This is a genomic window from Paenibacillus sp. FJAT-26967 (assembly GCF_001541095.1).
Taxonomy (GTDB): domain Bacteria; phylum Bacillota; class Bacilli; order Paenibacillales; family NBRC-103111; genus Paenibacillus_F.
Genome location: NZ_LMXH01000001.1, coordinates 1,478,739 through 1,505,405, shown reverse-complemented (window position 1 = coordinate 1,505,405; position 26,667 = coordinate 1,478,739). Strand labels below are relative to the sequence as shown.

Annotated in this window: 30 protein-coding genes, 4 tRNA genes and 1 pseudogene; 15 read left to right on the top strand and 20 right to left on the bottom strand. The window is 43.3% G+C overall.

The window, feature by feature from the left end:
* Positions 1 to 18 precede the first annotated feature (18 nt).
* Entirely contained in the window at positions 19 to 762 is a 744-nt protein-coding gene (locus AR333_RS06645; protein ID WP_068774489.1) for an MBL fold metallo-hydrolase, read from the top strand.
* 164 nt (positions 763 to 926) lie between these two features.
* A complete protein-coding gene (locus AR333_RS06640) occupies positions 927 to 2,555 on the top strand; it encodes an ATP-binding protein (protein ID WP_068774488.1) in 1,629 nt (542 codons plus the stop codon).
* A 3-nt stretch (positions 2,556 to 2,558) separates the two neighbouring features.
* On the opposite strand, the gene AR333_RS06635 is transcribed toward AR333_RS06640, so the two are convergent.
* Positions 2,559 to 2,996, bottom strand: coding sequence for a GNAT family N-acetyltransferase (locus tag AR333_RS06635; protein WP_068774487.1), 438 nt, complete (start codon positions 2,994 to 2,996; stop codon positions 2,559 to 2,561).
* A gap of 171 nt (positions 2,997 to 3,167) precedes the next feature.
* Here AR333_RS06635 and AR333_RS06630 point away from each other — a divergent pair, with 171 nt between their 5' ends.
* Entirely contained in the window at positions 3,168 to 3,581 is a 414-nt protein-coding gene (locus tag AR333_RS06630) for a CBS domain-containing protein (RefSeq protein WP_068774486.1), read from the top strand.
* Between the two features lie 180 nt (positions 3,582 to 3,761).
* On the opposite strand, the gene AR333_RS06625 is transcribed toward AR333_RS06630, so the two are convergent.
* The 6 genes from AR333_RS06625 to AR333_RS06600 all read right to left on the bottom strand — a co-directional run bounded on the left by AR333_RS06625 (position 3,762) and on the right by AR333_RS06600 (position 8,327).
* The gene (locus AR333_RS06625; protein ID WP_068774485.1) at positions 3,762 to 3,953 is read right to left on the bottom strand and encodes a hypothetical protein; all 192 of its coding nucleotides are present in this window, start codon (positions 3,951 to 3,953) and stop codon (positions 3,762 to 3,764) included.
* Positions 3,954 to 4,155: 202 nt separating this feature from the next.
* Positions 4,156 to 4,833: a hypothetical protein gene (locus AR333_RS06620; protein WP_068774484.1), complete on the bottom strand. Its 678-nt coding sequence runs from the start codon at positions 4,831 to 4,833 to the stop codon at positions 4,156 to 4,158.
* A 34-nt stretch (positions 4,834 to 4,867) separates the two neighbouring features.
* On the bottom strand, positions 4,868 to 5,506 hold the full coding sequence (locus AR333_RS06615; protein ID WP_068774483.1) for a superoxide dismutase family protein: 639 nt from the start codon (positions 5,504 to 5,506) through the stop codon (positions 4,868 to 4,870).
* A gap of 288 nt (positions 5,507 to 5,794) precedes the next feature.
* Positions 5,795 to 7,285, bottom strand: coding sequence for a glycerol kinase GlpK (gene glpK / locus AR333_RS06610; RefSeq protein WP_068774482.1), 1,491 nt, complete (start codon positions 7,283 to 7,285; stop codon positions 5,795 to 5,797).
* A gap of 283 nt (positions 7,286 to 7,568) precedes the next feature.
* Positions 7,569 to 7,955, bottom strand: coding sequence for a VOC family protein (locus tag AR333_RS06605; protein ID WP_068774481.1), 387 nt, complete (start codon positions 7,953 to 7,955; stop codon positions 7,569 to 7,571).
* Between the two features lie 138 nt (positions 7,956 to 8,093).
* Positions 8,094 to 8,327, bottom strand: a complete 234-nt coding sequence (locus AR333_RS06600; protein ID WP_084783521.1) for a hypothetical protein — start codon at positions 8,325 to 8,327, stop codon at positions 8,094 to 8,096.
* A gap of 207 nt (positions 8,328 to 8,534) precedes the next feature.
* Between AR333_RS06600 and AR333_RS06595 the strand changes: the two genes are divergently transcribed.
* The 4 genes and pseudogenes from AR333_RS06595 to AR333_RS24220 all read left to right on the top strand — a co-directional run bounded on the left by AR333_RS06595 (position 8,535) and on the right by AR333_RS24220 (position 10,609).
* Entirely contained in the window at positions 8,535 to 8,717 is a 183-nt protein-coding gene (locus AR333_RS06595) for a hypothetical protein (RefSeq protein WP_068774479.1), read from the top strand.
* 170 nt (positions 8,718 to 8,887) lie between these two features.
* Positions 8,888 to 8,960 (top strand) — tRNA-Val (locus AR333_RS06590).
* Positions 8,961 to 9,538: 578 nt separating this feature from the next.
* Positions 9,539 to 10,051 (top strand): annotated as a pseudogene (locus tag AR333_RS06585) (DUF3231 family protein).
* A gap of 228 nt (positions 10,052 to 10,279) precedes the next feature.
* Positions 10,280 to 10,609: a DeoR family transcriptional regulator gene (locus tag AR333_RS24220; protein WP_084783520.1), complete on the top strand. Its 330-nt coding sequence runs from the start codon at positions 10,280 to 10,282 to the stop codon at positions 10,607 to 10,609.
* A gap of 562 nt (positions 10,610 to 11,171) precedes the next feature.
* Here the strand turns inward: AR333_RS24220 and AR333_RS06580 are convergent.
* Complete coding sequence (locus tag AR333_RS06580) at positions 11,172 to 11,507, bottom strand: hypothetical protein (protein WP_068774478.1); 336 nt, start codon at positions 11,505 to 11,507, stop codon at positions 11,172 to 11,174.
* Between the two features lie 995 nt (positions 11,508 to 12,502).
* On the opposite strand from AR333_RS06580, the gene AR333_RS06570 reads away from it, so the two are divergent.
* The 3 genes from AR333_RS06570 (at position 12,503) to AR333_RS06555 (ending at position 15,423) form a co-directional block, all read left to right on the top strand.
* On the top strand, positions 12,503 to 12,715 hold the full coding sequence (locus AR333_RS06570) for a helix-turn-helix domain-containing protein (RefSeq protein WP_068774476.1): 213 nt from the start codon (positions 12,503 to 12,505) through the stop codon (positions 12,713 to 12,715).
* 635 nt (positions 12,716 to 13,350) lie between these two features.
* Positions 13,351 to 14,004, top strand: a complete 654-nt coding sequence (locus AR333_RS06560) for a YafY family protein (RefSeq protein WP_068774474.1) — start codon at positions 13,351 to 13,353, stop codon at positions 14,002 to 14,004.
* A gap of 54 nt (positions 14,005 to 14,058) precedes the next feature.
* Positions 14,059 to 15,423 (top strand): MATE family efflux transporter, encoded by a 1,365-nt coding sequence (locus AR333_RS06555; protein WP_068774473.1) that lies wholly within the window; start codon positions 14,059 to 14,061, stop codon positions 15,421 to 15,423.
* Positions 15,424 to 15,998: 575 nt separating this feature from the next.
* Here AR333_RS06555 and AR333_RS06550 read toward each other — a convergent pair.
* Complete coding sequence (locus AR333_RS06550; RefSeq protein ID WP_068774472.1) at positions 15,999 to 16,448, bottom strand: DUF1569 domain-containing protein; 450 nt, start codon at positions 16,446 to 16,448, stop codon at positions 15,999 to 16,001.
* 275 nt (positions 16,449 to 16,723) lie between these two features.
* Entirely contained in the window at positions 16,724 to 16,849 is a 126-nt protein-coding gene (locus AR333_RS25600) for a hypothetical protein (protein ID WP_301336111.1), read from the bottom strand.
* 442 nt (positions 16,850 to 17,291) lie between these two features.
* On the opposite strand from AR333_RS25600, the gene AR333_RS06545 reads away from it, so the two are divergent.
* Both AR333_RS06545 and AR333_RS06540 read left to right on the top strand, forming a co-directional pair.
* A complete protein-coding gene (locus AR333_RS06545; RefSeq protein ID WP_068774471.1) occupies positions 17,292 to 17,702 on the top strand; it encodes a helix-turn-helix domain-containing protein in 411 nt (136 codons plus the stop codon).
* Between the two features lie 112 nt (positions 17,703 to 17,814).
* The gene (locus tag AR333_RS06540; protein ID WP_068774470.1) at positions 17,815 to 18,147 is read left to right on the top strand and encodes a hypothetical protein; all 333 of its coding nucleotides are present in this window, start codon (positions 17,815 to 17,817) and stop codon (positions 18,145 to 18,147) included.
* 220 nt (positions 18,148 to 18,367) lie between these two features.
* Here AR333_RS06540 and AR333_RS24215 read toward each other — a convergent pair whose 3' ends face one another.
* Genes AR333_RS24215 through AR333_RS06530 form a run of 3 tightly spaced genes read right to left on the bottom strand, consistent with a single transcriptional unit; the run spans position 18,368 to position 19,741 of the window.
* Positions 18,368 to 18,493, bottom strand: coding sequence for a cyclic lactone autoinducer peptide (locus AR333_RS24215; protein WP_084783519.1), 126 nt, complete (start codon positions 18,491 to 18,493; stop codon positions 18,368 to 18,370).
* A gap of 19 nt (positions 18,494 to 18,512) precedes the next feature.
* Entirely contained in the window at positions 18,513 to 19,037 is a 525-nt protein-coding gene (locus AR333_RS06535) for an accessory gene regulator B family protein (protein ID WP_253735791.1), read from the bottom strand.
* Positions 19,038 to 19,039: 2 nt separating this feature from the next.
* Positions 19,040 to 19,741 (bottom strand): hypothetical protein, encoded by a 702-nt coding sequence (locus tag AR333_RS06530; RefSeq protein ID WP_068774468.1) that lies wholly within the window; start codon positions 19,739 to 19,741, stop codon positions 19,040 to 19,042.
* Between the two features lie 331 nt (positions 19,742 to 20,072).
* Here AR333_RS06530 and AR333_RS06525 point away from each other — a divergent pair, with 331 nt between their 5' ends.
* Complete coding sequence (locus tag AR333_RS06525) at positions 20,073 to 20,783, top strand: CPBP family intramembrane glutamic endopeptidase (RefSeq protein WP_068774467.1); 711 nt, start codon at positions 20,073 to 20,075, stop codon at positions 20,781 to 20,783.
* A gap of 149 nt (positions 20,784 to 20,932) precedes the next feature.
* The gene (locus tag AR333_RS06520) at positions 20,933 to 21,424 is read left to right on the top strand and encodes a hypothetical protein (RefSeq protein WP_068774466.1); all 492 of its coding nucleotides are present in this window, start codon (positions 20,933 to 20,935) and stop codon (positions 21,422 to 21,424) included.
* A gap of 269 nt (positions 21,425 to 21,693) precedes the next feature.
* Here AR333_RS06520 and AR333_RS06515 read toward each other — a convergent pair whose 3' ends face one another.
* From AR333_RS06515 to AR333_RS06495, 6 genes are all read right to left on the bottom strand, one after another.
* Positions 21,694 to 22,635 (bottom strand): S9 family peptidase, encoded by a 942-nt coding sequence (locus AR333_RS06515; RefSeq protein ID WP_068774465.1) that lies wholly within the window; start codon positions 22,633 to 22,635, stop codon positions 21,694 to 21,696.
* A gap of 194 nt (positions 22,636 to 22,829) precedes the next feature.
* Positions 22,830 to 22,915, bottom strand: a tRNA-Leu gene (locus AR333_RS06510).
* Positions 22,916 to 22,921: 6 nt separating this feature from the next.
* Positions 22,922 to 22,995: transfer RNA gene (locus tag AR333_RS06505), tRNA-Ile, on the bottom strand.
* Positions 22,996 to 23,033: 38 nt separating this feature from the next.
* Positions 23,034 to 23,110, bottom strand: a tRNA-Met gene (locus AR333_RS06500).
* Between the two features lie 94 nt (positions 23,111 to 23,204).
* Positions 23,205 to 23,372, bottom strand: a complete 168-nt coding sequence (locus AR333_RS24920) for a hypothetical protein (protein WP_166541880.1) — start codon at positions 23,370 to 23,372, stop codon at positions 23,205 to 23,207.
* A gap of 107 nt (positions 23,373 to 23,479) precedes the next feature.
* A complete protein-coding gene (locus AR333_RS06495; RefSeq protein ID WP_068775154.1) occupies positions 23,480 to 23,968 on the bottom strand; it encodes a phosphatidylglycerophosphatase A in 489 nt (162 codons plus the stop codon).
* A 223-nt stretch (positions 23,969 to 24,191) separates the two neighbouring features.
* Between AR333_RS06495 and AR333_RS06490 the strand changes: the two genes are divergently transcribed.
* Complete coding sequence (locus AR333_RS06490) at positions 24,192 to 24,704, top strand: 2'-5' RNA ligase family protein (protein ID WP_068774464.1); 513 nt, start codon at positions 24,192 to 24,194, stop codon at positions 24,702 to 24,704.
* Positions 24,705 to 24,792: 88 nt separating this feature from the next.
* Here the strand turns inward: AR333_RS06490 and AR333_RS06485 are convergent, their stop codons facing one another.
* Complete coding sequence (locus tag AR333_RS06485) at positions 24,793 to 26,634, bottom strand: hypothetical protein (RefSeq protein WP_068774463.1); 1,842 nt, start codon at positions 26,632 to 26,634, stop codon at positions 24,793 to 24,795.
* Between the last annotated feature and the right edge of the window lie 33 nt (positions 26,635 to 26,667).

Genomic DNA, 26,667 nt, shown 5'->3' with positions numbered 1-26,667 from the left:
GAGAACGGAGGCCGTTTTGTGAGCTTACAGCTGCAAATGATCGGAACCGGCAGTGCTTTTGCCAAGAAATTCTATAACAACAATGCACTCTGGACCTGCAACGGATTTACGCTTCTGGTGGATGCGGGCAATACAGCTCCCCGCGCGCTCCATGAGTTGAACATTCAAGTGAATGAACTCGGAGGCGTACTGATTACCCATCTTCATTCCGACCATGTCGGCGGGCTTGAGGAACTTGCCTTTCAAATGCGTTACAAATACGGACGTAAATTAAAGCTCTATCTTCCCGCCGCGTTGGAAGAGGCTATTTGGGAACATACACTCAAAGGCGGAATGGAGAATGCGGGTGAGGAATTGTCCGGCTTAACGGATTACTTCGAAGTCGAGCTCCTACATGAAGGGCATCCTGTCTCTATCCATGAAGGCCTGCAGATCGAAATTATGGAAACCCCTCATATTACGGGAAAGAAGAGCTTCTCTCTTTTTGTAAACGATCAAATTTTTTATAGTGCCGATATTCGTTTTTGCCCGGAACTGCTTACCCGGGAAATCATCCACAAACGCAAATGCAAACGGATTTTCCATGACTGCCAGCTTGAGAGTCCGGGTGTCGTGCATGCTTCGCTCGAAGAACTGCTGACCTTACCCGAGTCGGTGCAATCCCGGATCTATTTGATGCATTACGGAGATAGTATGCCTTTGCATGTGGGCAAATCAGGAAAAATGACTTTTATTAAGCAGCACCAAATCTATACTTTATAGAGAACGGAACCAGGTGTACGCACCTGGTTTTACTTATTGAAACAATTTTAATAAGTCTTTCGACCTAGTTCTTTGAAACTAACAGGTCCTATACTGCATCCACTGCTAACCAGTCGAATCCCTGATGAGATGCTTACAAGACCTGCCAAGAGGTGGATTTCTATATGTACAAATGGTTCGTGGCCTCTTATGCTTCCGTTATTACGGTTCTATCTCTTTCTTTCGGTCTGGCACTGCATAATTTACTGCTGATCGGGCTGTGTATCCTTCTCATTCTAGCCCATTTGACGAAAGAACCTTCTCTGTATGTATCTTTATCCAAACTCGCTCTGCTTATTATGTTTCACTGGATTTCCCAGACGGACTGGTGTTTTTCCCTGTATATACTGATCCTTACCGCTGATTTACATGACAATAAATCGAAATCAACCATCTGGACTCTAGTCGGGCTTAATATGATTTTGTTTCCGATCATTTCTAAAGCCGTCGTCCATTCATTCACGACATTTTCGACACTATGGGGACTTGTTCTCTACGTAACGAATTCCGCCGTATTCATTCTCATTTCCGTCACGCTTATCAGCTCGATTAAACAAGGAGAAAAACTGGCGGGAGAACGAAAAAAATTAACTACTCATGATGCATTGACCGGTCTTCCGAATTACGAATCCTGTCACAAGCAGTTAAAGGACCTGCTTCATAAGGAATCGCACGTCATGTTCATCCTGATTGATTGTACCGATTTAAAGGCCATGAATAAATCACAAGGATTTCAGGCCGGGAATTTAATTCTGAAGCAGGTGGCCGACCTTCTGCAAATCAAGTTCTCGGAAGCTTTCTTCATTTCCCGATATGGCGGAGATGAATTCGCTGTAGCGTTAGCTTACACAGAACAGGAGCAGATGCTCCAGTATATCGAACAGCAGCTCGGCTCCGAACTCCCCAAATTAACGGGCATACAAATTACATACGGAAGCGCCGTTCTAACCGATAAGGGCGGAACTAAAGATGATCTCATACTGCTTGCAGAGAACAATTTATTCCAGATGAAAAGAGAGATGTGGCTTAAACGCGAGGAACATATGCTGCGTTCTGAAAAGCTAAGGATCGTGGGGGAGCTTGCCTCGGGTATGGCGCATGAAATTCGCAACCCGCTTACGACGATTAAAGGCTTTCTGCAAATTTCAAAATCAAACGGTTACAACATCGAGAACTGGTACCCGCTAATTATGGATGAAATCAGCCGGATGAGCGAGCTCACTGCTGAGTTCCTGCAATTCTCCAAGCCTCATGCCGTTCATTTCCGCGTGCAATCTTTCCAGGTATGCATTCAGCGGGTAATTTCACTAACGTTGTCTGAAATGAGCCGGTTCGGTCATGAAGTTGTGTACGTGCCTCCCCAAGAACCGATGAATATCTGGATGGATCAGGATAAAATGATACAGCTGCTCATTAATTTGATCAAGAACGCCTACGAGTCCATGGAGGACAATAAAAAAGTAATCATCCGCCTTTATCCGCGTGATTACTATGTTGTCCTTGAGGTAGAGGACCAAGGCTCCGGAATTCCACCGGAGCAGCTTGATCAGATCTTCAACCCTTTCTATACGACGAAGGACAGTGGAACAGGCCTCGGCCTCTCTATCTGTCACAAAATCGTACAGGATCACGATGGGACAATTGAGATCGAAAGCACTGTGAATAAAGGAACCCGCTTCATTATGACATTTCCGATGGCGAGCCCGGAAGAATCCAATCCAGCTTATTCTTCACGCAAGAAAGACGCGGTATAGAAGCTACAGCGACTTGATCATTCGTACATGAGGTATTCCCGCATCATCGAACGGTTCCTCCGAAATCGTCTTGTACCCCATCTTCGCATAGAAAGACTCGGCCTGGCATTGTGCATCGAGAACCGCTTCCCTAAAGCCGAGTTCTTTGGCGTGGAGCTCCATGCCTGATACCAGCTTTGAACCCAGGCCCGTCCCTCTGAAAAGTTTGCGTACCGCAATACGCTGCAGCTTGGCCCGGCCTTCCCCGTAGTCTTTCCAGCGTGCTGCCGCCACCCCTTGATTATCTTCCCGGATAAGGACGTGATACCCGCTTGCCGGGGAAGCATCTATTTCGTCAATCTCCAAATCAACCGGAACCTGCTGCTCGATCACGAATACTTCCTTGCGGATATCCAGACATTCCTTTAACTGCTCCTGATTAGTTACACGGATGAATTCCATTGCTGTGTATCTCCTTTTCTGAATGTTACGAGATACTATAGCTTATTTGAGACCGCATTGTCCAGGCGATCATCCGGGTCAGCACCTATCGTTTCTATCCCGGCGATATAGTATAATAACTGATGAGGGTCATCATTGATCACGTTATTAGCCCGTAAAGGAGCCTGATTCATGAACATTGCTTTTTTCCTGCTTCCCAAACAGGAAGTCATTACGACGACGATTGATGCTACACTCCGCCAGACGCTAGAGCGTATGGAATATCACCGGTATACAGCAGTTCCTATCCTCACGGAGGATGGAAAATATATGGGAACGATAACTGAAGGAGACCTGCTCTGGTATTTCAAAAATACACCGGGCGTTACATTCGATAATGCACATCGGCATACTCTTAAAGAAGTACCGCTTCGTATGAAAAATAAACCGGTTCATATTCATGCTAACATGGAAGATCTGATTGATCTCTCCAAGGTGCAGAACTTTGTACCGATCGTAGACGACTCCGGTAATTTTATCGGAATTGTAAGACGGAGCGATATTATCGAATATTGTGCCAAACAAATGTTTCAAGCACCCGTTTAATTTGTTAACGGGACGACTGGCCGGCGCCTCTCTCTGAGAGGCTTTTTCTATAGGGACCCTGACTCTGGTGGGAATTAACATGGAAATCAGGAGGCAGGAGGCGGAAGATATGTAAGGGGAGGACCCGAAGCCGGGCGACGATCCGCACTGTGCTGTACAAATCGTCTGGATAAGTCTTAACTATAAAGAAATAATAGACATTTCATCTGAAGGTTTGTTCTCATACGGATCGTATCCGTGACACTGATTTCTCATTTCCGGTTTGTAAATCTGCTCTGATTTCGTCTGCTGTTCTTTTGCCAGCCAAGCCTCCAACGATTCGGAGCGTAATCCAAGCTGTGTGCTTATGATTCGAATATCCAAATTTCTCATACTCCCAGCTCATCCTCTCAATAGTCCGGTTCAGGCAGGTCAAGCCCCAGCGAGTAAACAACACTATCATTACTTTATATGGACTTCCGTGAACTGTAAATAAGTGTATCTTGTCGAATTCTCTAAAGAATGGATCAATGAGTTTCCCTCTTTTTTCCCAAGAAAAAAAGCCGCTCTCACGGCTTCATACCTGTCGAATTGTTCAAGAAGATGTCTTATTCTGACTGACAAAATCAGCAGTCCAGTCAATCATTCCATTCATCATATACAAAATCAAATTAACGACATCCTTCTCCGTCAGCGATCCGTTAGTCTGATCCGAAACCAGCCTCGTTGTTTTTCTTTCCAGTTCCTCCACCATGCTTTTGATGACATTCAGATCGTCTGCCATCGCGGATACACCGGAACCGGAGCTTTGACTGCCGTTCTGCTGATTCTGCCCCTGATTCGCCCTCTGCTGCTGTCCTTGGTTCTGACCTGTAGCCGATTGATCTTGAGCAGAACCCTGCTGGCTTCCGGATGAAGAACTCTCATTCGGGGCGGATTGTTTTTGTCTAGTCGATGAACTGCGCCGGGTCATCTGCCCTGATGAGCTCTGAGCCTGGTTATCATTCCCTTGCTCCAGATCGCCCGCCTCGGACTCGTTATTCCCGGCATCCTGCGAGCCGCCGGCAGAATGATCAGCCCCGCCTGAGCCGGACGAGCTCGAGGAAGACTGACGGTCCGAACGATCCGGGCTATCCGCAGAACCCTGCCCGTTATTTCCTTGCTGTTCGTTGTTCTGGATCATTTTCTTTAACTGCTCCACTTCTACAAGCAGCATGTCGTTTTGTCTGGATAAATCATCCATTTGTTGTTTGAGTTCTTGTGTCTTGATCATGCTTGCCTGCCTCCATCAGCTAGCCAATTATGGCCTATTTGCCGCTCGAAATCGTGCCGCATGCGATACGATTGCCCGAGTTTCCAGCCGGATCAGACTTCATATCATCCTGCTTCTCATGGATGACCAGCGACGTTCCTCCCTGCTTAAACAGCGAACCCGGCTTGTCTTTCTCCAGCGTGAAGCCTTCCACAAGCACATTCAATTTTGCTTCACCGTTTGCCTCCGCTTTCAGGTTCGGAAGATCTCCGAGATGGGGTCCCTGGGGATTCTCAGTCCCGTGCATTCGGGATTCGGGATTAAGATGAGAACCGGCGGATTTGAAATCCGGCCCTTCACAAGCTCCCGATTCATGGATATGGATCCCATGCTCCCCCGGCGTTAATTTCGTTGCCTGGACCTCTAACCGTACTCCGCTATTTTCTGAGGAGAAGCGCGCCGTTCCGATGGCGGTACCTTCTGCATTCTTAAGCCCTATCTCGACCACGGATGAACCCGGTGAAGCTGAAGGAGAGGCAGATGGGGATGGCGAAGGCGCAGCCGAAGCTGTCGGCAGTGCCGCCGGTGACGGTGAAGTAAGAGAATCGGTCGATTCGTTGTTGCTGTTACCGCAGCCGGCCAATGCCGTAAGTGCAGCCGCGGTAAGCAGCAGGGTTTGAATAGGTTTTCGCATGTTGAAACCTCCTGATCCGATAATAGTAGGATATGCCAACAAGACGCGGACTAAACGCGCCGGTATCCTTTTTTTCTTACCCGGTATCCGCCTGTAACCAAACCTTTCCTTATAATCAGACAGTTTGTACTAGTTTCCTTGACTAAGTATCTCATTAGAATCATTAGAAAGGTTGTCGAATAAGCGTGTCATGTAAAAAAATAAAAGCTCCCTGTTTTAATCCCAGTTTGGGATAACAAGGAGCTTCGTATGATTTGTAATCCTCCTGAAAGAGTTGAGCCGCCCTTCTTACTTGAAAGCCATCGCAGCGTGCACAGCTTTCTTCCAGCCTTTATACAGCTCGCTGCTGCGTTCCGGCGCCATCACCGGTTCAAAAGCCCTGCCGCTTGCCCACTGTGCGGCGATTTCATCGCAGTCTTTCCAGTAGCCGACAGCAAGCCCCGCCAAATAAGCGGCACCAAGGGCCGTGGTCTCATTGATGAGCGGGCGTTCCACGGGAACTCCCAGCATATCACTCTGGAACTGGAGGAGGAACTCATTGGAGACGGCACCCCCGTCTACCCGGAGCTTCTTCAGCTCTGTACCCGCATCCGCTTCCATCGCCGCAAGCACATCCTTAGCCTGGTAAGCCAGGGACTCCAGAGTGGCGCGGATGAAGTGCTCTTTGCTCGTCCCCCGTGTTAGTCCGAAGACCGCACCTTTAACGTCACTGTCCCAGTACGGCGTTCCGAGTCCGACAAAGGCAGGCACGATGTACACGCCTTCCGTTGAGTCCACGCGGGAAGCGTAAGATTCGCTGTCTTTCGCGGACTTAATCATGCGCAGCCCGTCACGGAGCCATTGAATCGCGGAACCGGCTACGAATATGCTGCCCTCAAGCGCATATTCGACCTTGCCGCCGATTCCCCAGGCAATCGTAGTGAGAAGGCCATGGCTGGACGCAACCGCCTGATCCCCCGTGTTCATCAGCATAAAGCAGCCGGTTCCGTAGGTGTTCTTGGCCATTCCCTTCTCAAAGCAGGCCTGCCCGAACAAAGCGGCCTGCTGATCGCCAGCCACACCGGCAATCGGCACTTGTTGGCCAAAAAAGTGCGATTCGCTCGTATAAGCATACACTTCTGAAGATGATTTCACCTCCGGCAGCATGCTGGCCGGCACAGTCAAGATTTCCAGAAGCTCTTCGTCCCACTTCAGCTCATGGATATTGTACATCAACGTCCGGGATGCATTCGAATAATCCGTTACATGAGTGCTGCCTACCGTCAGACGCCAAATCAGCCATGTGTCGATTGTTCCGAATAGAAGTTCGCCCTTCTCCGCGCGTTCTCTGGCACCTTCCACATGGTCCAAAATCCATTTCACCTTGGTTCCCGAGAAATAAGCGTCGATTAATAGCCCCGTCTTCTCGCGGAATTTATCTTGAAGACCCTGGTCCCGCAGGTCATCGCAAATCGACTGGGTTTGGCGGGATTGCCACACGATGGCGTTGTATACAGGCTCCCCTGTAGCTTTGTCCCACACGACGGCTGTCTCTCGCTGGTTTGTAATGCCGATACCGGCTACCTGCTCCGGTTTAACACCTGACTCTATTAGGCAAGTCGCAACAACTGCGAGAACCGAGGCCCAGATTTCATTGGCATTATGTTCAACCCAGCCGGGCTGCGGAAAATATTGGGCAAATTCCTGCTGTGCCGTATGTACAATGTGACCCTCACGGTCAAATAAAATCGCGCGTGAGCTGGTCGTTCCCTGATCAATGGATAAAATGTAAGATGTCATCTTCAAGAGCCTCCTCTAAAAACACTATCACCTGCTGAAATGTACGCGTGTCCGTTTATAGCAGTCAAGGCTCCGAAGCCAAGCATTTTCTCAGTGTTCCGGAACCATACACACGAAAAAAAGAGACCCATGACAAACCAGCCGGATCCCCTAGGGATCAAGCGCTTCGTATGAAATCTCCTCGTCTCCGTCACTTCTATTAACTTCTTAGTAGAATAACCCGAATTAAAATTCGTGTCAACTCCATCCGAAGGTTTGTTTCCTGGCAGAACAATACGCCAACTTATACACGTGTGCTTTCGAAAAATTCAATCCATTCTCCATCCGGTCCATGAAAAAAGAAATATCGGGAACCATTAGGCAGTGTCGTTATTTCGGAATCAATCAGCTTAACGTCCGTCTGGCCGATCCGCTTAAATTCTTCTTCAATACTGTCCACTGTAAATGCAATATGATGTACTCGGCCTTCTTCCGTAACAGGTCCTCCGTAACCTTCAATGAGTTCTACCTCCGTCTCGCCATGGGCATCGAAACCAAGAAAAGCGAGCTTCAATGAACCATTCGATTCAGACCCCTTCAGCTTCAAGCCGACGATCCTTTCATAGAAGGAAACGGATTTCTCAATGCTGCTTACCATGATTCCCACATGTTCAACTTTTTTTACCGGCATTCGGATTCCTCCCGCTATGTATGATTGATTAGATTCTCTCCTATTGTGTGACAAAAATAAAGGAGAGGCAACCCTATTTTTACCTATGGCGAGCAGCTAATAAACTTTTCAGACATAAAAAAAAGCGCTTCGTGCGACTTAGTCGCCTCCGCCGCCTCCACCGCCATCTCCCCCGCCTGAACAATCACTGCCGCCCAAGCTGCCGCTGCTGCAATCTGAGCCGCTGTCGCCCCAATAATAACCACTTGAATCCGTATGACTCGAATAGCCTGACTTACGTTTGCTGCGATGGTTATAATTTGGTTTAGAGAGCATATTCGCGAATTTAAAGCCAATAAAGATGAATCCCCCCAAGAAAAGCAGTGCAGTCATGAAATATCACCCTTTCTCTTCATTTATCTTCTGATTACATTATAAAACAAGAAGAAAAATATCACAAGATAATTATCAGAAAATTTAGATAAATTATGCACTCTTGTTTGAATTGCAGCTAGTCCGGTTAATTTATCTGATAATGATAAATTTCAACTTCTTGTACAAGATACTTATAACGGATAGAAGAAAGGAGAATGAACAATCATGGCACAATCAAATGACAAGAACAAGAAAGACTATTATAATGAGATCTCAAATACGGCAGGTGGCATTAACACCCCGCCTGAGCGCGAAGACAAAGCGGCAACTGATCCAATTAGTGGAGTCGTTGGCAAAGTCATGGACAAACTTGCCGGTGATGAGGATCTACCCAGAAAAGATAAATAACCCTCGCTATCAACACTTAGTTCGACCAACATATACGATTTACTGGTACCAAGCTCCCTTTTCGGGGAGTTTTTTTTAATGCAAATATTTGATTAAAAATAGCGTTGACAGTTGATGCTTTCCTTGGTATGATACTACTTGTCGCCAGAAACAACTGAATTTACAAACAAGACCTGATAGCTCAGCTGGGAGAGCACCATCTTGACAGGGTGGGGGTCGTCGGTTCGAGCCCGGCTCAGGTCATCCAAGAAAAACCCTTGAGAAATCAAGGGTTTTTCGCTGTTTATAGGGTGATACATTTTATGCGAGAACTTCTCAAAATGATGATTTGGGATACTTTTGGGATACTTTGCTTTTGAAAACCCTATTCCCCTTCAAACAATCGCTTAAAAACATCCTTGATATTTTAATTTGCCTGCCCACTCTGACCATATGAAAGGGTGGAGGCGACTGATTTAAAAATTCATAAGTTTGTTTCTCGCCGATTTCAAGAATCTCCTTTACATCCTTTGGTTTATTTTATAAAATGCCCTGCCTCTTATCCCCGTGTACTTTGTCTCGCTCATAGGTGGGTTTAGTTGCTCGTTATAGACATTGTAATCTGTGATGTAGTCCGAATCCTTCCCCATATACCGGCATTCGATCAACCTTTGCTCAAGCCGCGGCAGCCCCGAACAGCTTGCTCAATACGGTTACAATAATCCAGGCGCATGTTGACCATGCCCGTGTTATAAACGGCAATGTTTGCTGTCTGGTCACTAATATTTGAAGAACACGTCCGCTCTGTATAACCCGCTAAATTAGAAGGAGCGGACAATAAAATGGGAATTTTAAGCGGTAATCCAAAAGATGAACCAATGCATTATGGTGAAATCTTTAGTGTCTGGCAGGCTTCCATGGTAGCTAAGGGAGCTGTGTCCTGCTACCAAGCATTCCTAAACCACACGCTGGAGACAAAGACTTGAAAAATTTGCTGGATGCTCAAATTGATCAGGCAAAACTAGAAATTAAAGAGTGCGACAAATTGCTTACTGACAATGGAATTGCTACCACACCTCAGTTACCTGATAGACCATCGGTTAAACTCGAAGACATTCCTGTTGGAGCAAGATTTACTGATCCTGAGATTGCAGCTAAAATATCAGCAGATACTGCACTCGGGTTGGTTGCATGCAGCCAAGTAATGAGGCAATCCATCAGAGAAGATATTGGTGCACTATGTGCGAAATACATGTCACTAAAACTGCATTAGGTTATAAGATTCTTCAATTGAGTAAGGAAAAGGGCTGGCTTCTCCCCCGCCTCTTCAAATTAAACGTCCTAAAGGTGTCTAGGCATAAATAAGATAATCAGGGGAGGGATATCCTCCCCTATTTGATGTTTAATCCTCTTCTGGCAATGATTCGTAATACGCCTGTCCTTTTTCAGTTAAGTAGGCCGTTCCCACGCGGGCTATCCTGAGACATCCACTCTTCATGCTCCGAGTTATGCTGTAATAAATAATAATTTCACCCATAGACTTGTACTGTAAGACATCACAAAAGTGAAGGGATGATAATTGTATGTCCAGAATACTTATTTCCAGCGTTACTTCTTCACCAACCCCTCAAGATGGCCAATCAAGCCGCTCCAGTGGGAATTTTTCAACGGATACTCTTCCTGCCAACACAATCAATTTTCAATGGGAAATAACGCCTTTTGGAAGCGATGATCCCAACTCTATCAGTTTCACTGTTGCGAAAGATGTAAGTGGTGGCAGTGATCCAACTATTTTTTCTGACGTAGTAAATGGTAAGTATACCGACGTTTATGCAAATAGATCTCTTTATATTGCAAAACCAAATGGCGCAACAGCCAACTTTGTTGTAAGCGTATATGCAATAACAAGATAAGAGGTCGTTATTAAACAGTAACAAAAAATCCCCGCAGATCCACACGGTTTGCGGGGATCATCCTTGTTTCTTTGTTGAATAATTCACTTTGGGTGGTCAATCGTCTGTCTAGCATAAGCTACCCTGCCCACGATCTCCGTCACCTTGTAGACTTCCACGTTTCGTCAATTAGGATGATGTCATTGAGTGCTGGCTTGTAATGTAAACCAGCTACCTTTGTTCCGTCTTTTAGCCGCAGTCCATACATGTCATGTTCCTCCGTATTCAATATGTTACAAGGCTGTCTACATCCTTTTCCTATAGGTTCGCTCAAGGATTGAAAGTGCGTTTATAAGTGGGGTATGTTGTATAGGCAGGAACCATCCTTACGTAAGATTTCGGCTTCGCAAACTTGATCGCAGCTTACGGTGAAATTGATTCGTCCCCAATCTCACGTTTTAAGTTTTTCCTTACCCTAAACGCCTTCCAAGATTCATTTTCTTTTTCCGATAGATAATAATAAATCCGATCAATGACAAGGCGTATTCCACTTGCTTCATCCTCGTCTTCAGTAGTTAATTCGCTAATACTGAGAAATGAAGACGATGGTTTCTTTACTTCTGCTGTAGGACCCCTCTGCCCAAAACACTCTCTTACGTTGTCCCCCGGCTAAACTATTCGGCATCTCAAATCTGCGCGAGATAGTCTCGTCAACCATACCGATAAGTAGAGTTGCTTTAGCAAGTAGTGTCGTTGCTAATGCGTCTTGACAAGTTCTCGCTTCCTTTACCAAGGCCTTGATCTCTCGTTCCGAAAAATTATGATTGCAAAACGGTCCAGCCTTTGAGCGTAAGATTTTAATATGCTCGTCTAATTCCACTAAAGCTTTCTGTTTGATGTAATTAGGACTTGATATCATTTCGTTCCCCCTTTCGAACCTTCATTCGTAGTAGTCACGTCTAATTCACCGTCAATTTGCGCTGACACTAAAGTGCGAATTTTATCCGCTTCCTCACGATATACAGCAAGCAGCTCGCCAAGTGTTTCCGTATATTGACCTCCAATGATTCAGTTTCTTTAAAAACTGCCTCCGGTTTGATGACCTTTGAATCAATCAGGAAAAGTACTATTTTATAAAATGCCCTGCCTCTTATACCCGTGTACTTTGTCTCGCTCATAGGTGGGTTTAGTTGCTCATTAAAGACATTGTAATTTGTGATGTAGTCCGAATCCGTCCCCATATACCGGCATTCGATCAACCTTTGCTCAAGCCGCGGCAGCCGCCGAACCGCTTGCTCAATACGGTTACAATAATCCAGGCGCATGTTGACCATGTCCGTGTTATAAACGGCAATGTTTGCTGTCTGGTCACTAATATTTGAAGAATACGTCCGCTCTGTAATTGAAAAGCTAGCGATATAGACAAGCTATCATCCTTAAAGTGTTGTTAGGTATCATTATCGCAACTGTTGGAAGGCTTCTTTTTGCTTTGCTGACGGGGTTGCTATAATAAATCCGCTCTGTCGCTCATATCTCAGCACAGTTCCAACATGTCCATCTACCATCACGTAACCGTATATAGCCGCGTTCTTCACATGTATAGCAAGTACCATCAACTTCAGCAAAAATTAAAACCGATCAGACCGTAACTATCACAGGTTACGTCACTGGTAGAGCCGAAGTCGAAAATAAATTAGGCGGAAGCTTTACGCACTTAATGGTTATTACAAATAGACTCAACTAAAAAACAAGACCATCGGGACTTTTGTCTCAGTGGTCTTGTCTTTAATTCCTACACTTTATTGTAATCGTCGTTGATAAGATCGCTACGGAAGCAATGCCGGGACCGGCTGCTTTACACCTGCAGGCCCTATAATTTGAGTCAGATAATCAGCAGCAGGGAGGTACGCTTCTTTGGCGCTCCGTATAGGGAGAAGCCGTTTACCTCAGCTCTTAACGAAAGCAGAAATGACACAAGCAGAATTAGCCCGACGGATAAAGCTTTCGGAATCATTTATATCAAAAGTCATCGCAGGAGAAAGAAAGCTTTCTGTCATTAAAATGAAGATGTCTGCGGTTGCTTTAGATTGTAATATGGATGATTTATATGAGTGGATTGAAGATTAGGGGAAACGGTGGTAGCAGGTAAATCTGCTCCTTTCTCGGGCCGAAACTTGACGTATAAGACAAGTATAATTTACAGTAATTGTAAATACTATTAATGGAGATATGCAATGAAACGAAGAAAGAAGTTTGATCAGGACGGGGAATTAGGCAGCATTATAATAGCTGCCTTTTTATTGTTATATCTATTCGGTGGATTATTTTTAACAGCGTCTATATAGATAAGTAAAGAAGCCCCCGGCCATTGGCTCGGGGGTAATTTGTTGAGCCATCGAATAAACCCTCCCCTATAATTTATCTGCCAACCGTTTGATAAGCAGCGCGGCATAGTCCCCTTTGACCGTTCCACCGGCGCGGGCATTAACTACCCAGTAATCTGGTGAGTCAATCACACCAGCCTTTTGCAGCTTGCTCAGAGCATCCTGCAGCGGATCATTTGCAGGTGCAGCTGCGGGCAGTCCAAACGCTTCCGCCAGGTTCAAAAATTACATGGCAAATTGTTTAGAATTATTAACAGGTCTTTAGGTTATCATTTAATTTAGAAGTGAAATGATAAATGCTTTATTTTTGCATCAGATCCTATGATAAGACCTTAGATTAACCAAAAGACTCAGTTTACGAAAAGCAGGGGGCGCAGGATGATTAGAAATCGTCAAATTGAAATTTTGCTTTACCTACTTAAAGTAAAAAAAACAACACATGAGGAGTTAGCAAATATTTTTGAGGTGAGCATTAAAACCATTCAGAGGGATGTTGATAAATTATCTATGATGGGGGTGCCTGTCACTTGTAAACAAGGAAATCAAGGTGGAGTATATATAGATGAGAACTACAAGTTATCAAGAAGTTTCTTTGATAATGAAGATCTGCTAAATATTACATTTGCATTATCTGTTTACGATAGTATTTCAACAAAAAAACATAAAGACAGCATAATGAAAAAACTGGCGTTAATTGCCCCTGATTTAGTTTATTTATTCGCACATGATTCCGATGAATATTTCGTTGTGGATATTTTAAATGAAAAGATCGATATGACTGAAGTTGTATATAAAAACATAAATCATTGTTTCGATGAAGAATACTGTCTTAGCCTATCAATTGATGATAAATCGATGGTAGTTGCACCGATTAGCTATGTATTAAGAAGCGATGGGTTATATCTTTATGCTTTAGATGAAAAATACATATTAATTAAGATATCTGATATTCAAAGCTCGCAGGTAACCGATGTAGAGTTTGAACGGAACTTTATTCCCTACAAAAAAAATAAAAAGATACACAGCAAATAAGACATTATACGTCTTGTTTGGGGTGATATATTTTATTTGTTGGAGGGATGCAGTATGAATAAGAGCATATATGAAAGCTATTCAGTAAATAAATTAATATTTACTTTTTCGTTCCCGGCGATATTTTCCTTAATCATTGAAACCATGACCACAGTTGTTGATACTTCTTTTGCAGGTCATCTAGGAAATCAAAGTGAAAGTGCATTGTCAGCAATAGGATTGTTATCTCCCCTGCTTGCAATCTTTGTATCGCTGCAGACGCTCTTTGCTATTTCAACAGCAATCATGATTTCAAAGTATTTAGGCCGTAGCGATAATCTGAAGTTAAATAAATACTTTCAGAGTGGATTTATAATGACTTTAATTGTTAGTATAGGCACTTCCCTAATAGTATTATTTTTTTTGGAGCCGTTATTACTTATTCTAGGTGCTAAAGAAGAAGTATATATGCTTGCCCATGATTATTTAAAAATCATACTATTCAGTAATATTTTTAGTTCAATTGGATATACCTTGACAAGTTCTATCCGCGCTTTTGGTAAACCAAAAGCAGAAGCAATTATTATTACTCTCTCAGTTGTAATAAATATTATTCTTAATGCAATTTTAACATTCGGCTTTCAATTAGGTATTACTGGAATTGCTTTAGGTACGTTAATCAGTGAACTAGTATGTGCTTTTATCTCGGTTGTTTATCTTGTTAAAAATAAATTATGGTTTTCCATTACTAGGTTATCTGTTAAAGAACATTTATTTATGTCTTATAAGATGTTTAAAATAGGTTTTGCTCAAACTACTATACAAATGTTGGCTGGAGTTTCTGCATTTATCGTCAATCATCAGCTGATTACGATAGGTGGAAATTCACATATATCCGTTTGGAATATTGCTAATAAGATGTATATTCTTATGTTAATGCCGATAATTGGAATTACACAAGCAGTTCAAACCATTATTGCTTACTATGATGGTAAAAAGGAATTAGCAAAAAAGAATATGACTGTAAGTAGAACAATACACTATTCTTTTATTTATGGTATTGGAATTACTCTTGTAATTTATATGTTCGGCAATCACTTACTTCATATATTTACATCTGATATGTCTATTCTAGTGTCGACTATGGATGTTATAAGGGTAATTTTCATTACATTTCCCCTACTTGGTATTACTTATACGATCATGACATTATTACAGGTTACTGGAAGAGAAATACATGCCGTAATACTTGGAATTACAAGACAAGTCATTGCAGTTGTGCCACTCATGATCTTATTACCATACATTTTTAGCAAACAAAACATTTTAAATATAAGCCCTCCATTTTCAATATTTTTTTCTATCCCATTAGCAGATATTTTTACATTAGGTGTCGCCATAGTGTTTTTTAGAAAATCTAAAAAAAGTAATCATAATTGAGCCGTAATAAATAAAAAGCCCCGCGACCTATAAAGGTTACGGGGCTTCGTTCATACTTCAACTCCATTTTTACGAGCAGTAATAATCGTATTCAGCCAAGTAAGTTCCGATTTCTTGAGCTTCCGAGTATAAGCTTTTTCAGCCCAGCTATAGTCCGTGATCACACCTTTTCTGTATAGGCCATCCAAGGAATCTCCGAGTTGCTTTATTATCTCATTTGGAATATGCAAAGTCTCTGAAAATTTCAAAATACGAGTTTTTACGCGATTTAAGGGGGACGCGGTCTATCAGAAAACGTCCGGGAAGGATTTGCCCCCTCCTGCCTTTTGATTAAGGCTATGTTAAATACTAATGTTGATTTGTGACCATAAGAAAACCGCCTTTGTGAAAAGGCGGTTAATTGAGCTTTCGTCTCCCACTTAGCTTAATCACTTTTACGCTATACCGTCAATCATCGTCCTTCTCTGAATACTCGTAAAGAAGCAGAGTCGAGCGAGCGTTCTGGTCGGCTGCATTTGTGAGCTTAGTGAACATTAATGCGCCTTTTAATGATCCTGTCAGTCCAAGACGTTATCTTAGACTCCAAACTGATTTAAGTGGTGGTCTAGGTGCTTAAAGATTCCTTTGCCCCATTGCTCTGAAGTAAGCCTTCCGAAAAATGGATGAGGGTGAGTAGTGCACTTCTCAGGACCATTAAATTGAAAGGTAATAATTTTTTGCTTCAGTATTTCCCGTTCTTGTTCGAACTCTCTTTCATCCACTATCATAATAGTTGGAATAGTGGACATATTACGAGCCAAAGGCTTATCGTTAGTTAAAACGGACTTCACAAATGGTCCTATAAATAACCCTAACCAACCTCTCGGCGGAAAAGAATTCCCCATTGCAATGTCTTGGAATGATGAACAGTGAGCCAGCATTTGAGCAACACTCATTGTTCCCCATTGCGGTTGAGAACTCGGGGCGAGTCTGTCGGTACGGTTTAAAATTTCCACTGCATGCATATGATTAAAAATATTATTCATGACAAAATCCTCCATTAGTGTGTTCTAGCTTCTTCATTATATATTAATATGCTTCTAATATTTCTTATCAATTGCTAGATCTCTGAGCTAAACTGCTCGTTAGTTTAACAAGAATATGCAGAACGCTGAAACGTTTTGTTCGTGTCGGTGACAGTAAACAGCCATGATTTGACCAACTTTATTATTTGATGAGGTATTCTCATATTCAGAGGTTAAACGTCAGCGTTGCCGCTGTCAGCCTGCCGTTGTCATGGCAATGCTTGCATAAAGGATGCTTACGGAGAAACCCGGTCCGCGCCGGTCTCCTTTAAAGGCTCCATCCCTGCTATCCCTCGTGCTTGATTAATCGTGATCTGTCCCTCTAGTAGCATCCTCATAATCATTCCTATCGGCTGCTCCATTTTTAACCCCTCCTGATCTAATATAAAAAAGGCCACTCATTTGAGTGACCTTCACCTCGTATAGGGACTAATTATACCAGTTATTCAGGTAAGCTTTTGAGGTGCCGCCCGAATAATTGTAAAGATTAACCTGATAAGAGCAGCCCGCTTTCAGAAAAATTGATGTTGTATATTGCCCGCTAGTACCGAAACGTTAGGTGAAGTAAAACGATCACCGCATCCTGTAACGGTTGCATATGCATAGCCTGACGGCATTGTATTTTTGATCACTAAACCGCAATTGCGTAACCACAAGTTACGTCATATAATGAAATTATCAATTAGGAAATATATTTATTTGAACACTCAATTTACTCGTTAAGGATGAGTGAATCATAGCACTTTACTTTTGGTTACCTAACCATAACTAACGTTTACATTTCAATTTAGGAGTTGAGTCCTAGTGTCTTCATTTGCAGAACGCTTTGTACAGATGCGTGAAAAACGCGGCTGGACACAAGATGATTTAGCTGAAATGTTAGGTGTTTCAAGGGTTAGTATTTCAAAATATGAAACTGAAGGCAAGAATGGCGCAACCCCAAAATATCCGTTACTGGTTAAAGCTGCAGACTTATTTAATGTAACTACCGACTACCTTCTAGGACGAACTGAATCACCGCTTAGGGATGAAAATACGGTAGATGGTCTTTCTGAGGAAGAACAACTGATGTATAAGAGATTTATTTCTGAGACGGAAAATTTGTTTCGTTCGAAGGGTGTAACAGAGGAAAAACTAAGACAAGTTATGGGTTATATGCGATATACATTCTTAAATGACCTAGAAGAAGAAAAAAAAGGAAGAAATTCTAAATAACGTGTGTTATATTTAACTAACACCTATTGTATTAACATCTTGTCGTAGATACGCTCCCAGATCATCATCATGACCAGATGTTTTAAAACAATAACCCGGGGAGTGTGTAATTATGTCTGACAGATCTATTAAAGCCGTATTTGAAGAGATATCGATTAATTGTCCCTATAGAGCGGCCAGGCACCTGGGGATTCGGATCAGTTGCCCGGATGATATGGACATCATAGCAGGCTCTTACATGGAGACATTGCCAGGAGTTTACCGGATTATGCTCAATGCACAACTAGACCTGGAAACTCAAGAGCAAGCCTGCTTCGAACTTGTAAAACGCCACATGTCGCACAAAGGGATTATGCACGCGGTTAACCTGGAAGATTTAAAGCAGGCCAATAAAGCCCGACATAAGTCATTCCTCAAATTTTTTAAGTTTGAAGAAAATTTTTGAATATCAATCAAAATAAACCACAGCGGCGCCACAACGAATGCTTCTGCTGGTAGACTTAATCTCTGCCAATAAGAAAAGGAACACTTCCCTCGGGAGCGTGTTCCTTTTTCTTATTGGACTAACGTATTATCGATATCTCCACTGTCTTCCCGCATCCTTAGAAGAAGTCTGCTTTGTAGTTACAGATGCCCGCCTCTTTCAGACAGGAACTTATTGGGGATTACTTTGAAAAGAGTTCATCAGGCGCTTCCGGATTATGGCAGATAAATGTGCAGCCAGTATCCGTCGCTCTTCTCGCGACCATCTTTAAAGCCTTGTTAACTGCATTCGCCAGAAATGTTTTCATTTCGTACAACCTCCTCTCGTTAGTTTTTGTATGTATCGAATAGCTTCCAAAAGAGGGGAAGTGTAGTGAGAGCCTGAATAAAAAAAGTTAACGATAAGACAGACGACTCAACGATAAAATTAATGCTTACCATTCCTGCGGCGATTATCTTAAGCAAAGGATTGTACTTCGGGTCAAGACGCCTCCGGTTCGTATTACTGGGAGTTGTAAGGAACAAAATTATTCCTGCTGCTACAGTCATGATACAACCAACATTGTAAAATGGTACAGGTATTGAAATGGAAATTATTAAAATAATTATTGAAATGATATTGCATGTAGAAGCTTTTTTAAAATGCAGCCCCCCGCTTAAATAGCGAAGAATTAAAAACCCCGCTGTCGAAACCAGACCTTCTAAAAATTGACCGGTTATTATACTCAGAATGATTACCGGGATCACTACCGCTGCTGTTTCTATTGCAATACGTAAACCATATCTTAAAATTGCCGTAGATTCAGGATTGTCAGCATTGCTTTCGACGAATCCGATTATTTTTTCAGTCATGCTCAAGAATCAATTCCCCCAGTTTTAGGGTAACGGTCTTTCAATACTTTTTTATTCTGCAAGAAAGAGTATAGGATACTAGCCGCAAATACGATTAAGATACCAACCAGGAGATACGTGTGGTATTCTTCATTATTAGATACAATAAAAATATGTGTGAGCAGAGCCCCTGCGATCAACAGCATAGCCCACACAAAATTGTGCGGCTTAAGAATGGTTCTGGTCCCTGAAAACCTTCGAACGATAAATGAAAATCCTAATTTAAATGTATGCAAGATCGTTGCTATGAGTAAGCAGCAGCCTGTATAAGCAATATTTAAAGCTATATTGGTGTTAAAATCGTATTTCATTTGTTCAATTGTCGCCAAGTTTAAGCCCATATTTGTAAAAGATATTATCGTATCCACAATGGTTGAAGCACCGAATCCGATAAGACTTATAAGTAAACAGTACAAGATGGGATAACGCCTGATTACCATGAGCAGTACAGTAAAGCCAGCTATCAAGAAAATAAAGTACAAGGGTGAATTTAAAATGTTTTTGATGTAGTAACCGACTGTCCCCAGAATCATTCCCATTGCAGCGATACTTTTATGATTTTCCCGCAAGGGGATTTTGAATATTGTGAAGGTCATGATAACAAAAGATGATAAACCCAGTATCTTGATAATTAGCAGCAATAAGTTCCCCATGTATACACTCATCTTAAGATACCCTCACTTTTACGATGATTTCTTTTATCTCTGAATTCTAATATATCTGATTCAAGCCAAAACGGCCTCTTGCCTATATGGGTTATCGGATCTGGAAACCCTTTTGTTTTTCTTGTGTTTGGAACGTTCTGACGAGTTATCCCTAGTAATTCAGCCACTTCCTTAGTGCCGCACAATGGCGGTATTCGAGGGCGCTCGTTATTCATTGACACCACCCTTGTTCCATTTATTTGATATCTGCATTATAATACTTTGTATTATATAAAGCCACTTGTATTTATAATACATTGTATTAATTTTAGATCAAGAGAGGACCCTTTAAATGGATGTTGCTTGGCATCTTATTGCAATCTATATAAGCTTGGTTATTCCTATCAGCGGATTCCTTGAACAGCGGCGTCTCAAGCGTATGGCATCTAAGGCTTCCAAGGAGCAGGCATACCTAATACTTCATGGTGTTTACTGGATAGCTGCACTTCCTGTTCTATTGATTGATCCTTCCGTTTATTGGGTCCGGCATTCCTTAAAGCTGGGCTGGATGGGGCACACGCTGCTATCTGCAGCTCTTATATACCTGCTCATAGTCAATGTGGTTCCTCTGATCTTGCTAAGATACAATAGAAACTTACGGAAAGAAGCAGCCAAGAGTTACGAGAAAAGGCTGCATACCTTCCCTGCTACAGAGCGCCAGCGCAGGCTATTTGTATGGGTATCGATCACGGTAGGCATAACAGAGGAGATTTTATATCGGGGCTTCCTGTACAACTACGGAGTGGAGCACTGGGGAATCTCTTCCCTTGCCAGTGCAGTTATAGTAAGCCTTGTGTTTGGACTTATACACTTTTCTCAAGGGCTGGCCGGCATTCTGTCATCTTTTGTATTCGGAGCTGTGATGGCATGGTTATACTTTATAACAGGCAGCCTGCTGCTTCCGGTCATTTTGCACATTTTGTATGATCTGAAGATCATTGGGATACAAAAGATACTAAATAACGAAAACGACCGATCTGCTTATGGTCCAGGTGTTCTCTAGTACATGTGTAGCGTTTCCCTTTAGCCGGTCCATATGGGTCGGCTTTTTTGTTTGTGTGCCCCTATTCAGAACGTTCACAAAATATTCACTTATGTGAAGACCTCCACTATCTTTATAATAACAAAGGTAATCAGAGAGGATGATGTAAATTGCCGACAACTAAGAAAGAAGAGGTCTATTTTGGCCTGATGATGTGCTGTGGAATGGTTGTATTCATGACATTTTATAACTTGCTTACACAGGGCATGATTAGCACCATTTCTTTAAAAGAACTACTTATTCAACTGATCGCTGTCTTTATAACGGCTGCTTTATTGGAATTATTTATTGTCGGGCCTGTAGCCAAGAAGCTAGCTTTCTCCCTGCCATTTGATAAATCTAAGAAAGAATATGTGATTCTATCCCTTGCATTTTTTATGGTGAGCGGAATGGTTCTCTTTATGTCCCTCTATGGATTGGGAATGTCTTACTTTTCCAACGCCTTAAGCGGTGAACCATTAATGACAAGTTACTTTTCTTTAGTAGTCAAAAATTTTATTTTTGCTTTCCCTCTACAACTCTTAATTGTCGGACCGCTTGTTCGATATGTATTTAGTAAAGCTGTTAAGTATAAAAGAGTGACCGAGTCTTTAAACCAATAATAAGTAACCAGAAAAACTTTGGAACGTATCTATAGGAACGCAAGACTGACGCCAACATCTAAACAAGCCGCTTAACGCGGGAACCGGGTCCATGCATCACTAACAGAATTGACTGCGGTATCGATCCTGGTCAGATCACACAAAAGAACCCTTGAGGAATCAAGGGTTTTACTGCTTAATAACTCCGGAAATTTGATAAATTCTTCAAAACTGATCTATGTTGCCCTAATCAGCCTCGGTATAATCATTCACACGGTCACAGTTCCCGTTTATGCCGTTGGAACAACCCTCTGGCGAAGAAACTCCAAGGTGTGTTCAATGGCCTTCTCCAGAGCATCTGTCGTACCTTGAAAAGGGTGAACCGCTCCGAAGGTATGATTGCCGCCGGGCACTTGTATCCAGCTCACACAGGAATTACTGTCCACAAGCTTCTTGGACCCTTTACGGAGATGGGCATAGTCTTCCTCTCCTTGAATCAGCACCACAGGGAACTGGGCTCCGCGCATTCTTTCCACGATGTTGTAATCGGCTTGTCTAGCTTCTATATCATCCAGAATCACCTTATCAAGCGGCATTTCCTGATTTGTTCTCGAATTGGTCAAATATGCGCGTCCTTCTTTGCGCATCTTCTTCTTGGTCGCTTCATCAAAAATATCGACTTGGGTAATTCCGTTCCAACTGATGACGCCTGCGATTTCAGACGGATGATCAAGAGCGTAAATAAGGCTTACCCCTGCACCCCGGCTGTGTCCTAAAAGAAAGAACGGCAGCTTAGATAACGGATTGGCTGAACCTGCATGATCTGGTCCCGTATTTAACAGATTAAGACCACGGCTGTGATTCGGATAAAAAATAACCGGCTGCATTTTGTCTGAACTCAGCAGCTTATTTTTAAAGTCAAATTCGTCCGTAAGAACTGAAATAAGGGTGGACAGATCATCTAACTCGCAGCTGTACGTATTCTTAGCGAATTTATCGAGTTCACTAAACGTCTCTCCATCTTCTCCTACACCATTATGTGTAAAATTAAACGTGATTACATCGACATCTTTGGCTAGCCGCTCCGCCGCATATGGGAACATCCCCCAGTCTTTGAAACCTTTAAATCCATGAGAGATAATGAGTACACCTCTGGAAATGGAAGCCGCAGGATAAAAGTCCCCGCGAATTGCTTTATTTTCGTCCAATACAATACGAAAAGGGATCGACATCAAATACGCCTCCTTTGGCCTATTTTTTATATCTTCTTTACCCAACATCTAGGTATAGTCTAACATGGAAATGTTTGTGAGGCGATCAAGCTAAACTAATCCGGCTGCTTGTATCTCTTAAAATAATAAAAACTTCTTTATCCCCTATGCATAATGCACGGTAAGATAAAGAAGTTTTTATGGTTTCACCCTGATGCCGAAGACCGGGGTCGAACCGGTACGGTAGTCACCTACCGCAGGATTTTAAGTCCTGTGCGTCTGCCAATTCCGCCACTCCGGCTTACAATGGGCCCTGAGGGACTCGAACCCCCGACCAATCGGTTATGAGCCGACCGCTCTAACCAACTGAGCTAAGGGCCCTTGCTAATTTGTATCGCTAAAAACAGGCAAAAAAAATTTGGTTGCGGGGGCAGGATTTGAACCTGCGGCCTTCGGGTTATGAGCCCGACGAGCTACCGGGCTGCTCCACCCCGCGTCAATTTTATATTATAGCGACAAAAATAAATATACAACATGATCAGCTATAAAGTCAATCTTTTTTTCGAATTTATAGACCAATTCTTCCTTGGTTATTGCACGGAATATCTGACGCCGAATCGGCCTCTTCTGGATTTGAAAATCTCGACTTCTCGCGGACATTCATATCCGTAAATCCACCAGTCTTCTTCCATCCTTCTGGCAAGAACTCCTGCCTGGAATTTGCTGTCGTACAGCTTCACCCAATAGATCCAGCGCATGCTCCACACTCCGTTAACGGTTTATTAGCCTAGGGATAGCATAACCCAAACAGCCTGCGGCTATTGATGGAACATTTACTTTTACGGAATTCTTCTTGCAGATTCCTTCAAACATCTTCTCCAGAGCCGCTTGCCCGCTCCGATTCGTCCCTGCTTTTATGAGCAATCCTTCCCGATGCCGCGGCCGCGATGGCAGCAACCATATCATCAAGAAAGGTATGGACAGCGCCGCCGGTCTTCGTATCCAACCTGCGGATAATTCCTGTCTTTTCTTTATCGAGATATCCGAACGTCGTCAGGGCAATACTACCGTAACCGAAAACAGAACCGATGGCCAGCGTTTCATCGCATCCAAACAGACTCTCATCATTCTCCAGAATAGACTGCAAAGGTTCCGACAGTTGCTTCTTCTCTGTCAGTATGTCGAGTTCAATTCCAACCAGAATGGCATGCTGGAGCTCTCTTTTACCGAGTACCGCATGAATGGATTGCAGACAAGCTTCCATAGCTAAATGAGGATGATACGGAGCTTGCATCGCAAACACGATCTCTGCAATATCTTCCAGTTGTACACCTCTTTCAGCAAGCTTCAGCATCACGGCACTTTTTATTTCATGACTATGAACTTGTCGTTTGGATTCCACCTGTCTTCTCCCCTTAATAAGCACGTTATGTTCACTATATGAACAAGCCGCTAAAAAGGTTATGGGCATCCGCTGTATTGCACTTATTCAGATAGAATTGTGAGAAGATACCAAAACGCGGTATAATAGAAGTATTACGCAAATCCAATACGTTAATATCCAGGGAGGGACCTACATGCTGTACGGAATTGCAATTCTTCCACCAAATGAAATTCAACAGGATGCCAACAGCTATCGCAAACGCTTTGACCCTTATTACAAGGCTATACAGCCCCATATTACCGTTAGGGAAAAAGAAGACTGGACGGAAGAGCAACTGCAGGCTGCTTCACTTCATTTGCAGCATGTAACAGAGACACAAGCTCCTTTCCAAGTTAATTTCAACCGCTTTTCTTCCTATTATCCCGTTAACAATGTAATTTATATGGCTTTTAAAGAAACCCAGCCACTTGTCGATCTTCATGACGAAGTTTGTACAGGGCCTTTGGAAGACTCGGGCAAACCTTATAATTATCATCCGCATCTAACGGTCGGCCAGAAGATGGGTGCAGATGAGCTGCATGATGTGCTGGCAAGCCTCAAAAACACGCCTGTCGATTATTCCTTTACGGTAGATGCTCTGCATGTGTTAGGCCGTCAGGAAAATGGTGAGTGGACTGTCATTCGCTCGTTCCCTTTCAAGGGTTAATTCCCTCTTCAGGTTTCATTCCACAATAAAAGCCTTTATCAGCCGTTTTAAGAGGCTGATAAAGGCTTTTATTACAGTTACATGCGGGCTATTGCTTAAAAGAACCGAGCAGACGTTTAACCGTCTCCCCCTTGTCGTTCTCAAAGGCTTCGTATACTTTAATTGTGATCGGGAAACCTAGTTCCTCGGTGTTAGGACTGAAATTAAGAATATTAGTGCCGTTCTGGAGCTTATTTTGACCAAAGAAAGGATGAGAGATGGAAGAGATCAGTGTCCCGCCGCTGTCATACATATCAAACTGTAGCTGCGAGAAGGTCCGATCGATAAGAACATCCTTCTCCTGCTTAATATCAAGCATCAATTTTAACCTGTAGTTATAACCTTGCTGCAAATTGTACACGGCCGATATATCCCATAAGTTTACTTTAACATTTAAAGGATACAAGGCAAACAGGTCCTTACTTTCCGGCTGAGGCTGAACATCTACCTTATAGGCTGTAAGAAGCGATTTGAATGACACCGCTCCTTTTAGCGAAGCTCCTGCTGCTGCATCCGAAGCTGATGCTTCTTTGCCGTCTTTATCAGGTCCGCCAGCCGAAGCATCTGAAGCAGGTGCCTTTACTGCAGGAGATGCTGATCCTTGAGCTTCATATAAAGCCAGCTTAAGTTCCTCGCCTGTTTCTGAGGCTGGAAGTACATAGGAGTAGCTAACGATATATGAAGCGTTAGGAAGTACACGAGCCGACGTCTGTCCTTGTCTGCTTCCGCTGTACGTGTACCCGTCGCTGCTCACCAAATCGGTTGCGAAAGACGGAATTCCCAAGGGGCGAGAGGATTTGTTCGTCAGCCTGAACTTCGCAATGGCTGTGTTGAAGCCATCTCCTTCATTCTCCTCCATGTGCAGTTCAACCAGCGACACGGACATATCGGGATGGATGAGATTATTCAACGGATCCATCTTCATGGCCTCGCCAAATGCATACTTGCCTTGGACAGGAAGGGCGTCCGATTGTTTATCAGGCAGCAGCACATGTACTCTGCCGACGCGATAAGTTACGGGTTCTTTCTGATCATTGATATACTTCTCCGTTGTAACTATATTGAACGCATCCAGTTCCGTATTGAGTTCGGTCGGAATAACAAAATGAACATACTTTTGCTCACCAGGCTCTAGTGCGACCCCGGATTCTACAAGCGCACTGTCATAAGTCTTTAATCCGCTCTTCCCTTCCAGAACGATATCAGGCAGCTTTTCGCGCTTCTTAGAAGGATTAGTAAGCAGTACCTGTATGATAGAAGACGCTTTGTTTCCTTCATAGTTACGGCTGATATTCGACAGTTTAAACTCAAGCGGAGTGTCTAGAGACGATATTGTAAACGACTCTCCCCATTTTTTGACGGAAGCCGATGGAATTTCTGCGTTATCCGTCCCGCTCCATGCCACCTCGGTTATGGGAATGCTTAGCTTGGGTGTTTCTTTCTTAGGATAAACATAGACATCAATGTCTACCCATGTCAATTCGCCAAGCTCTACACCGCCTGCGCTGTCTACTGTAGTCAGGTAACTAAGTTCCGCTTGCGATTTAGGCTGGATCGACTTGGGGCTTCCAAGGCTGGGTTGAAGCTTATACTCTACCCCTTCTTTCGTCTTCAAACGAACCTCGTATTCCGGAACACGTACCAGTTTGGCTCCTGTATTCTTCATCCGGACCACTGCACCTAAACGTGTGCCATCGGGCGTTTTCTCATTGACAGCCGTTTTAATTTCCACCTGAAGATCTTGTGTCAATGTATATGATAGCGGTGCCTGTACGGCCGGTTTGACTACAGCTGATTTGGAATCAGCTGCCGCCAAAGCCGGAGTGGCTGATGCGAGCAGAGCGGCTGTCAATACGACTGTGGTTGCGGTAGATTTCCATGGGCTCTTCAAGATATTCTCTCCTCCAATTGGGTGATAAGCAGG

Bases quoted from the DNA above. Each gene is read 5' to 3' on its own strand.
- AR333_RS06640 (WP_068774488.1), top strand. From the start codon at position 927: ATGTACAAATGGTTCGTGGCCTCTTATGCTTCCGTTATTACGGTTCTA.
- AR333_RS06635 (WP_068774487.1), bottom strand. From the start codon at position 2,996: ATGGAATTCATCCGTGTAACTAATCAGGAGCAGTTAAAGGAATGTCTG.
- AR333_RS06630 (WP_068774486.1), top strand. From the start codon at position 3,168: ATGAACATTGCTTTTTTCCTGCTTCCCAAACAGGAAGTCATTACGACG.
- AR333_RS06625 (WP_068774485.1), bottom strand. From the start codon at position 3,953: ATGAGAAATTTGGATATTCGAATCATAAGCACACAGCTTGGATTACGC.
- AR333_RS06620 (WP_068774484.1), bottom strand. From the start codon at position 4,833: ATGATCAAGACACAAGAACTCAAACAACAAATGGATGATTTATCCAGA.
- AR333_RS06615 (WP_068774483.1), bottom strand. From the start codon at position 5,506: ATGCGAAAACCTATTCAAACCCTGCTGCTTACCGCGGCTGCACTTACG.
- glpK (WP_068774482.1), bottom strand. From the start codon at position 7,285: ATGACATCTTACATTTTATCCATTGATCAGGGAACGACCAGCTCACGC.
- AR333_RS06605 (WP_068774481.1), bottom strand. From the start codon at position 7,955: ATGCCGGTAAAAAAAGTTGAACATGTGGGAATCATGGTAAGCAGCATT.
- AR333_RS06600 (WP_084783521.1), bottom strand. From the start codon at position 8,327: ATGACTGCACTGCTTTTCTTGGGGGGATTCATCTTTATTGGCTTTAAA.
- AR333_RS06595 (WP_068774479.1), top strand. From the start codon at position 8,535: ATGGCACAATCAAATGACAAGAACAAGAAAGACTATTATAATGAGATC.
- AR333_RS24220 (WP_084783520.1), top strand. From the start codon at position 10,280: ATGTCCAGAATACTTATTTCCAGCGTTACTTCTTCACCAACCCCTCAA.
- AR333_RS06580 (WP_068774478.1), bottom strand. From the start codon at position 11,507: ATGATATCAAGTCCTAATTACATCAAACAGAAAGCTTTAGTGGAATTA.
- AR333_RS06560 (WP_068774474.1), top strand. From the start codon at position 13,351: ATGATTAGAAATCGTCAAATTGAAATTTTGCTTTACCTACTTAAAGTA.
- AR333_RS06555 (WP_068774473.1), top strand. From the start codon at position 14,059: ATGAATAAGAGCATATATGAAAGCTATTCAGTAAATAAATTAATATTT.
- AR333_RS06550 (WP_068774472.1), bottom strand. From the start codon at position 16,448: ATGAATAATATTTTTAATCATATGCATGCAGTGGAAATTTTAAACCGT.
- AR333_RS25600 (WP_301336111.1), bottom strand. From the start codon at position 16,849: ATGGAGCAGCCGATAGGAATGATTATGAGGATGCTACTAGAGGGACAG.
- AR333_RS06540 (WP_068774470.1), top strand. From the start codon at position 17,815: ATGTCTGACAGATCTATTAAAGCCGTATTTGAAGAGATATCGATTAAT.
- AR333_RS24215 (WP_084783519.1), bottom strand. From the start codon at position 18,493: ATGAAAACATTTCTGGCGAATGCAGTTAACAAGGCTTTAAAGATGGTC.
- AR333_RS06535 (WP_253735791.1), bottom strand. From the start codon at position 19,037: ATGACTGAAAAAATAATCGGATTCGTCGAAAGCAATGCTGACAATCCT.
- AR333_RS06530 (WP_068774468.1), bottom strand. From the start codon at position 19,741: ATGAGTGTATACATGGGGAACTTATTGCTGCTAATTATCAAGATACTG.
- AR333_RS06525 (WP_068774467.1), top strand. From the start codon at position 20,073: ATGGATGTTGCTTGGCATCTTATTGCAATCTATATAAGCTTGGTTATT.
- AR333_RS06515 (WP_068774465.1), bottom strand. From the start codon at position 22,635: ATGTCGATCCCTTTTCGTATTGTATTGGACGAAAATAAAGCAATTCGC.
- AR333_RS24920 (WP_166541880.1), bottom strand. From the start codon at position 23,372: ATGCGCTGGATCTATTGGGTGAAGCTGTACGACAGCAAATTCCAGGCA.
- AR333_RS06495 (WP_068775154.1), bottom strand. From the start codon at position 23,968: ATGCTGAAGCTTGCTGAAAGAGGTGTACAACTGGAAGATATTGCAGAG.
- AR333_RS06490 (WP_068774464.1), top strand. From the start codon at position 24,192: ATGCTGTACGGAATTGCAATTCTTCCACCAAATGAAATTCAACAGGAT.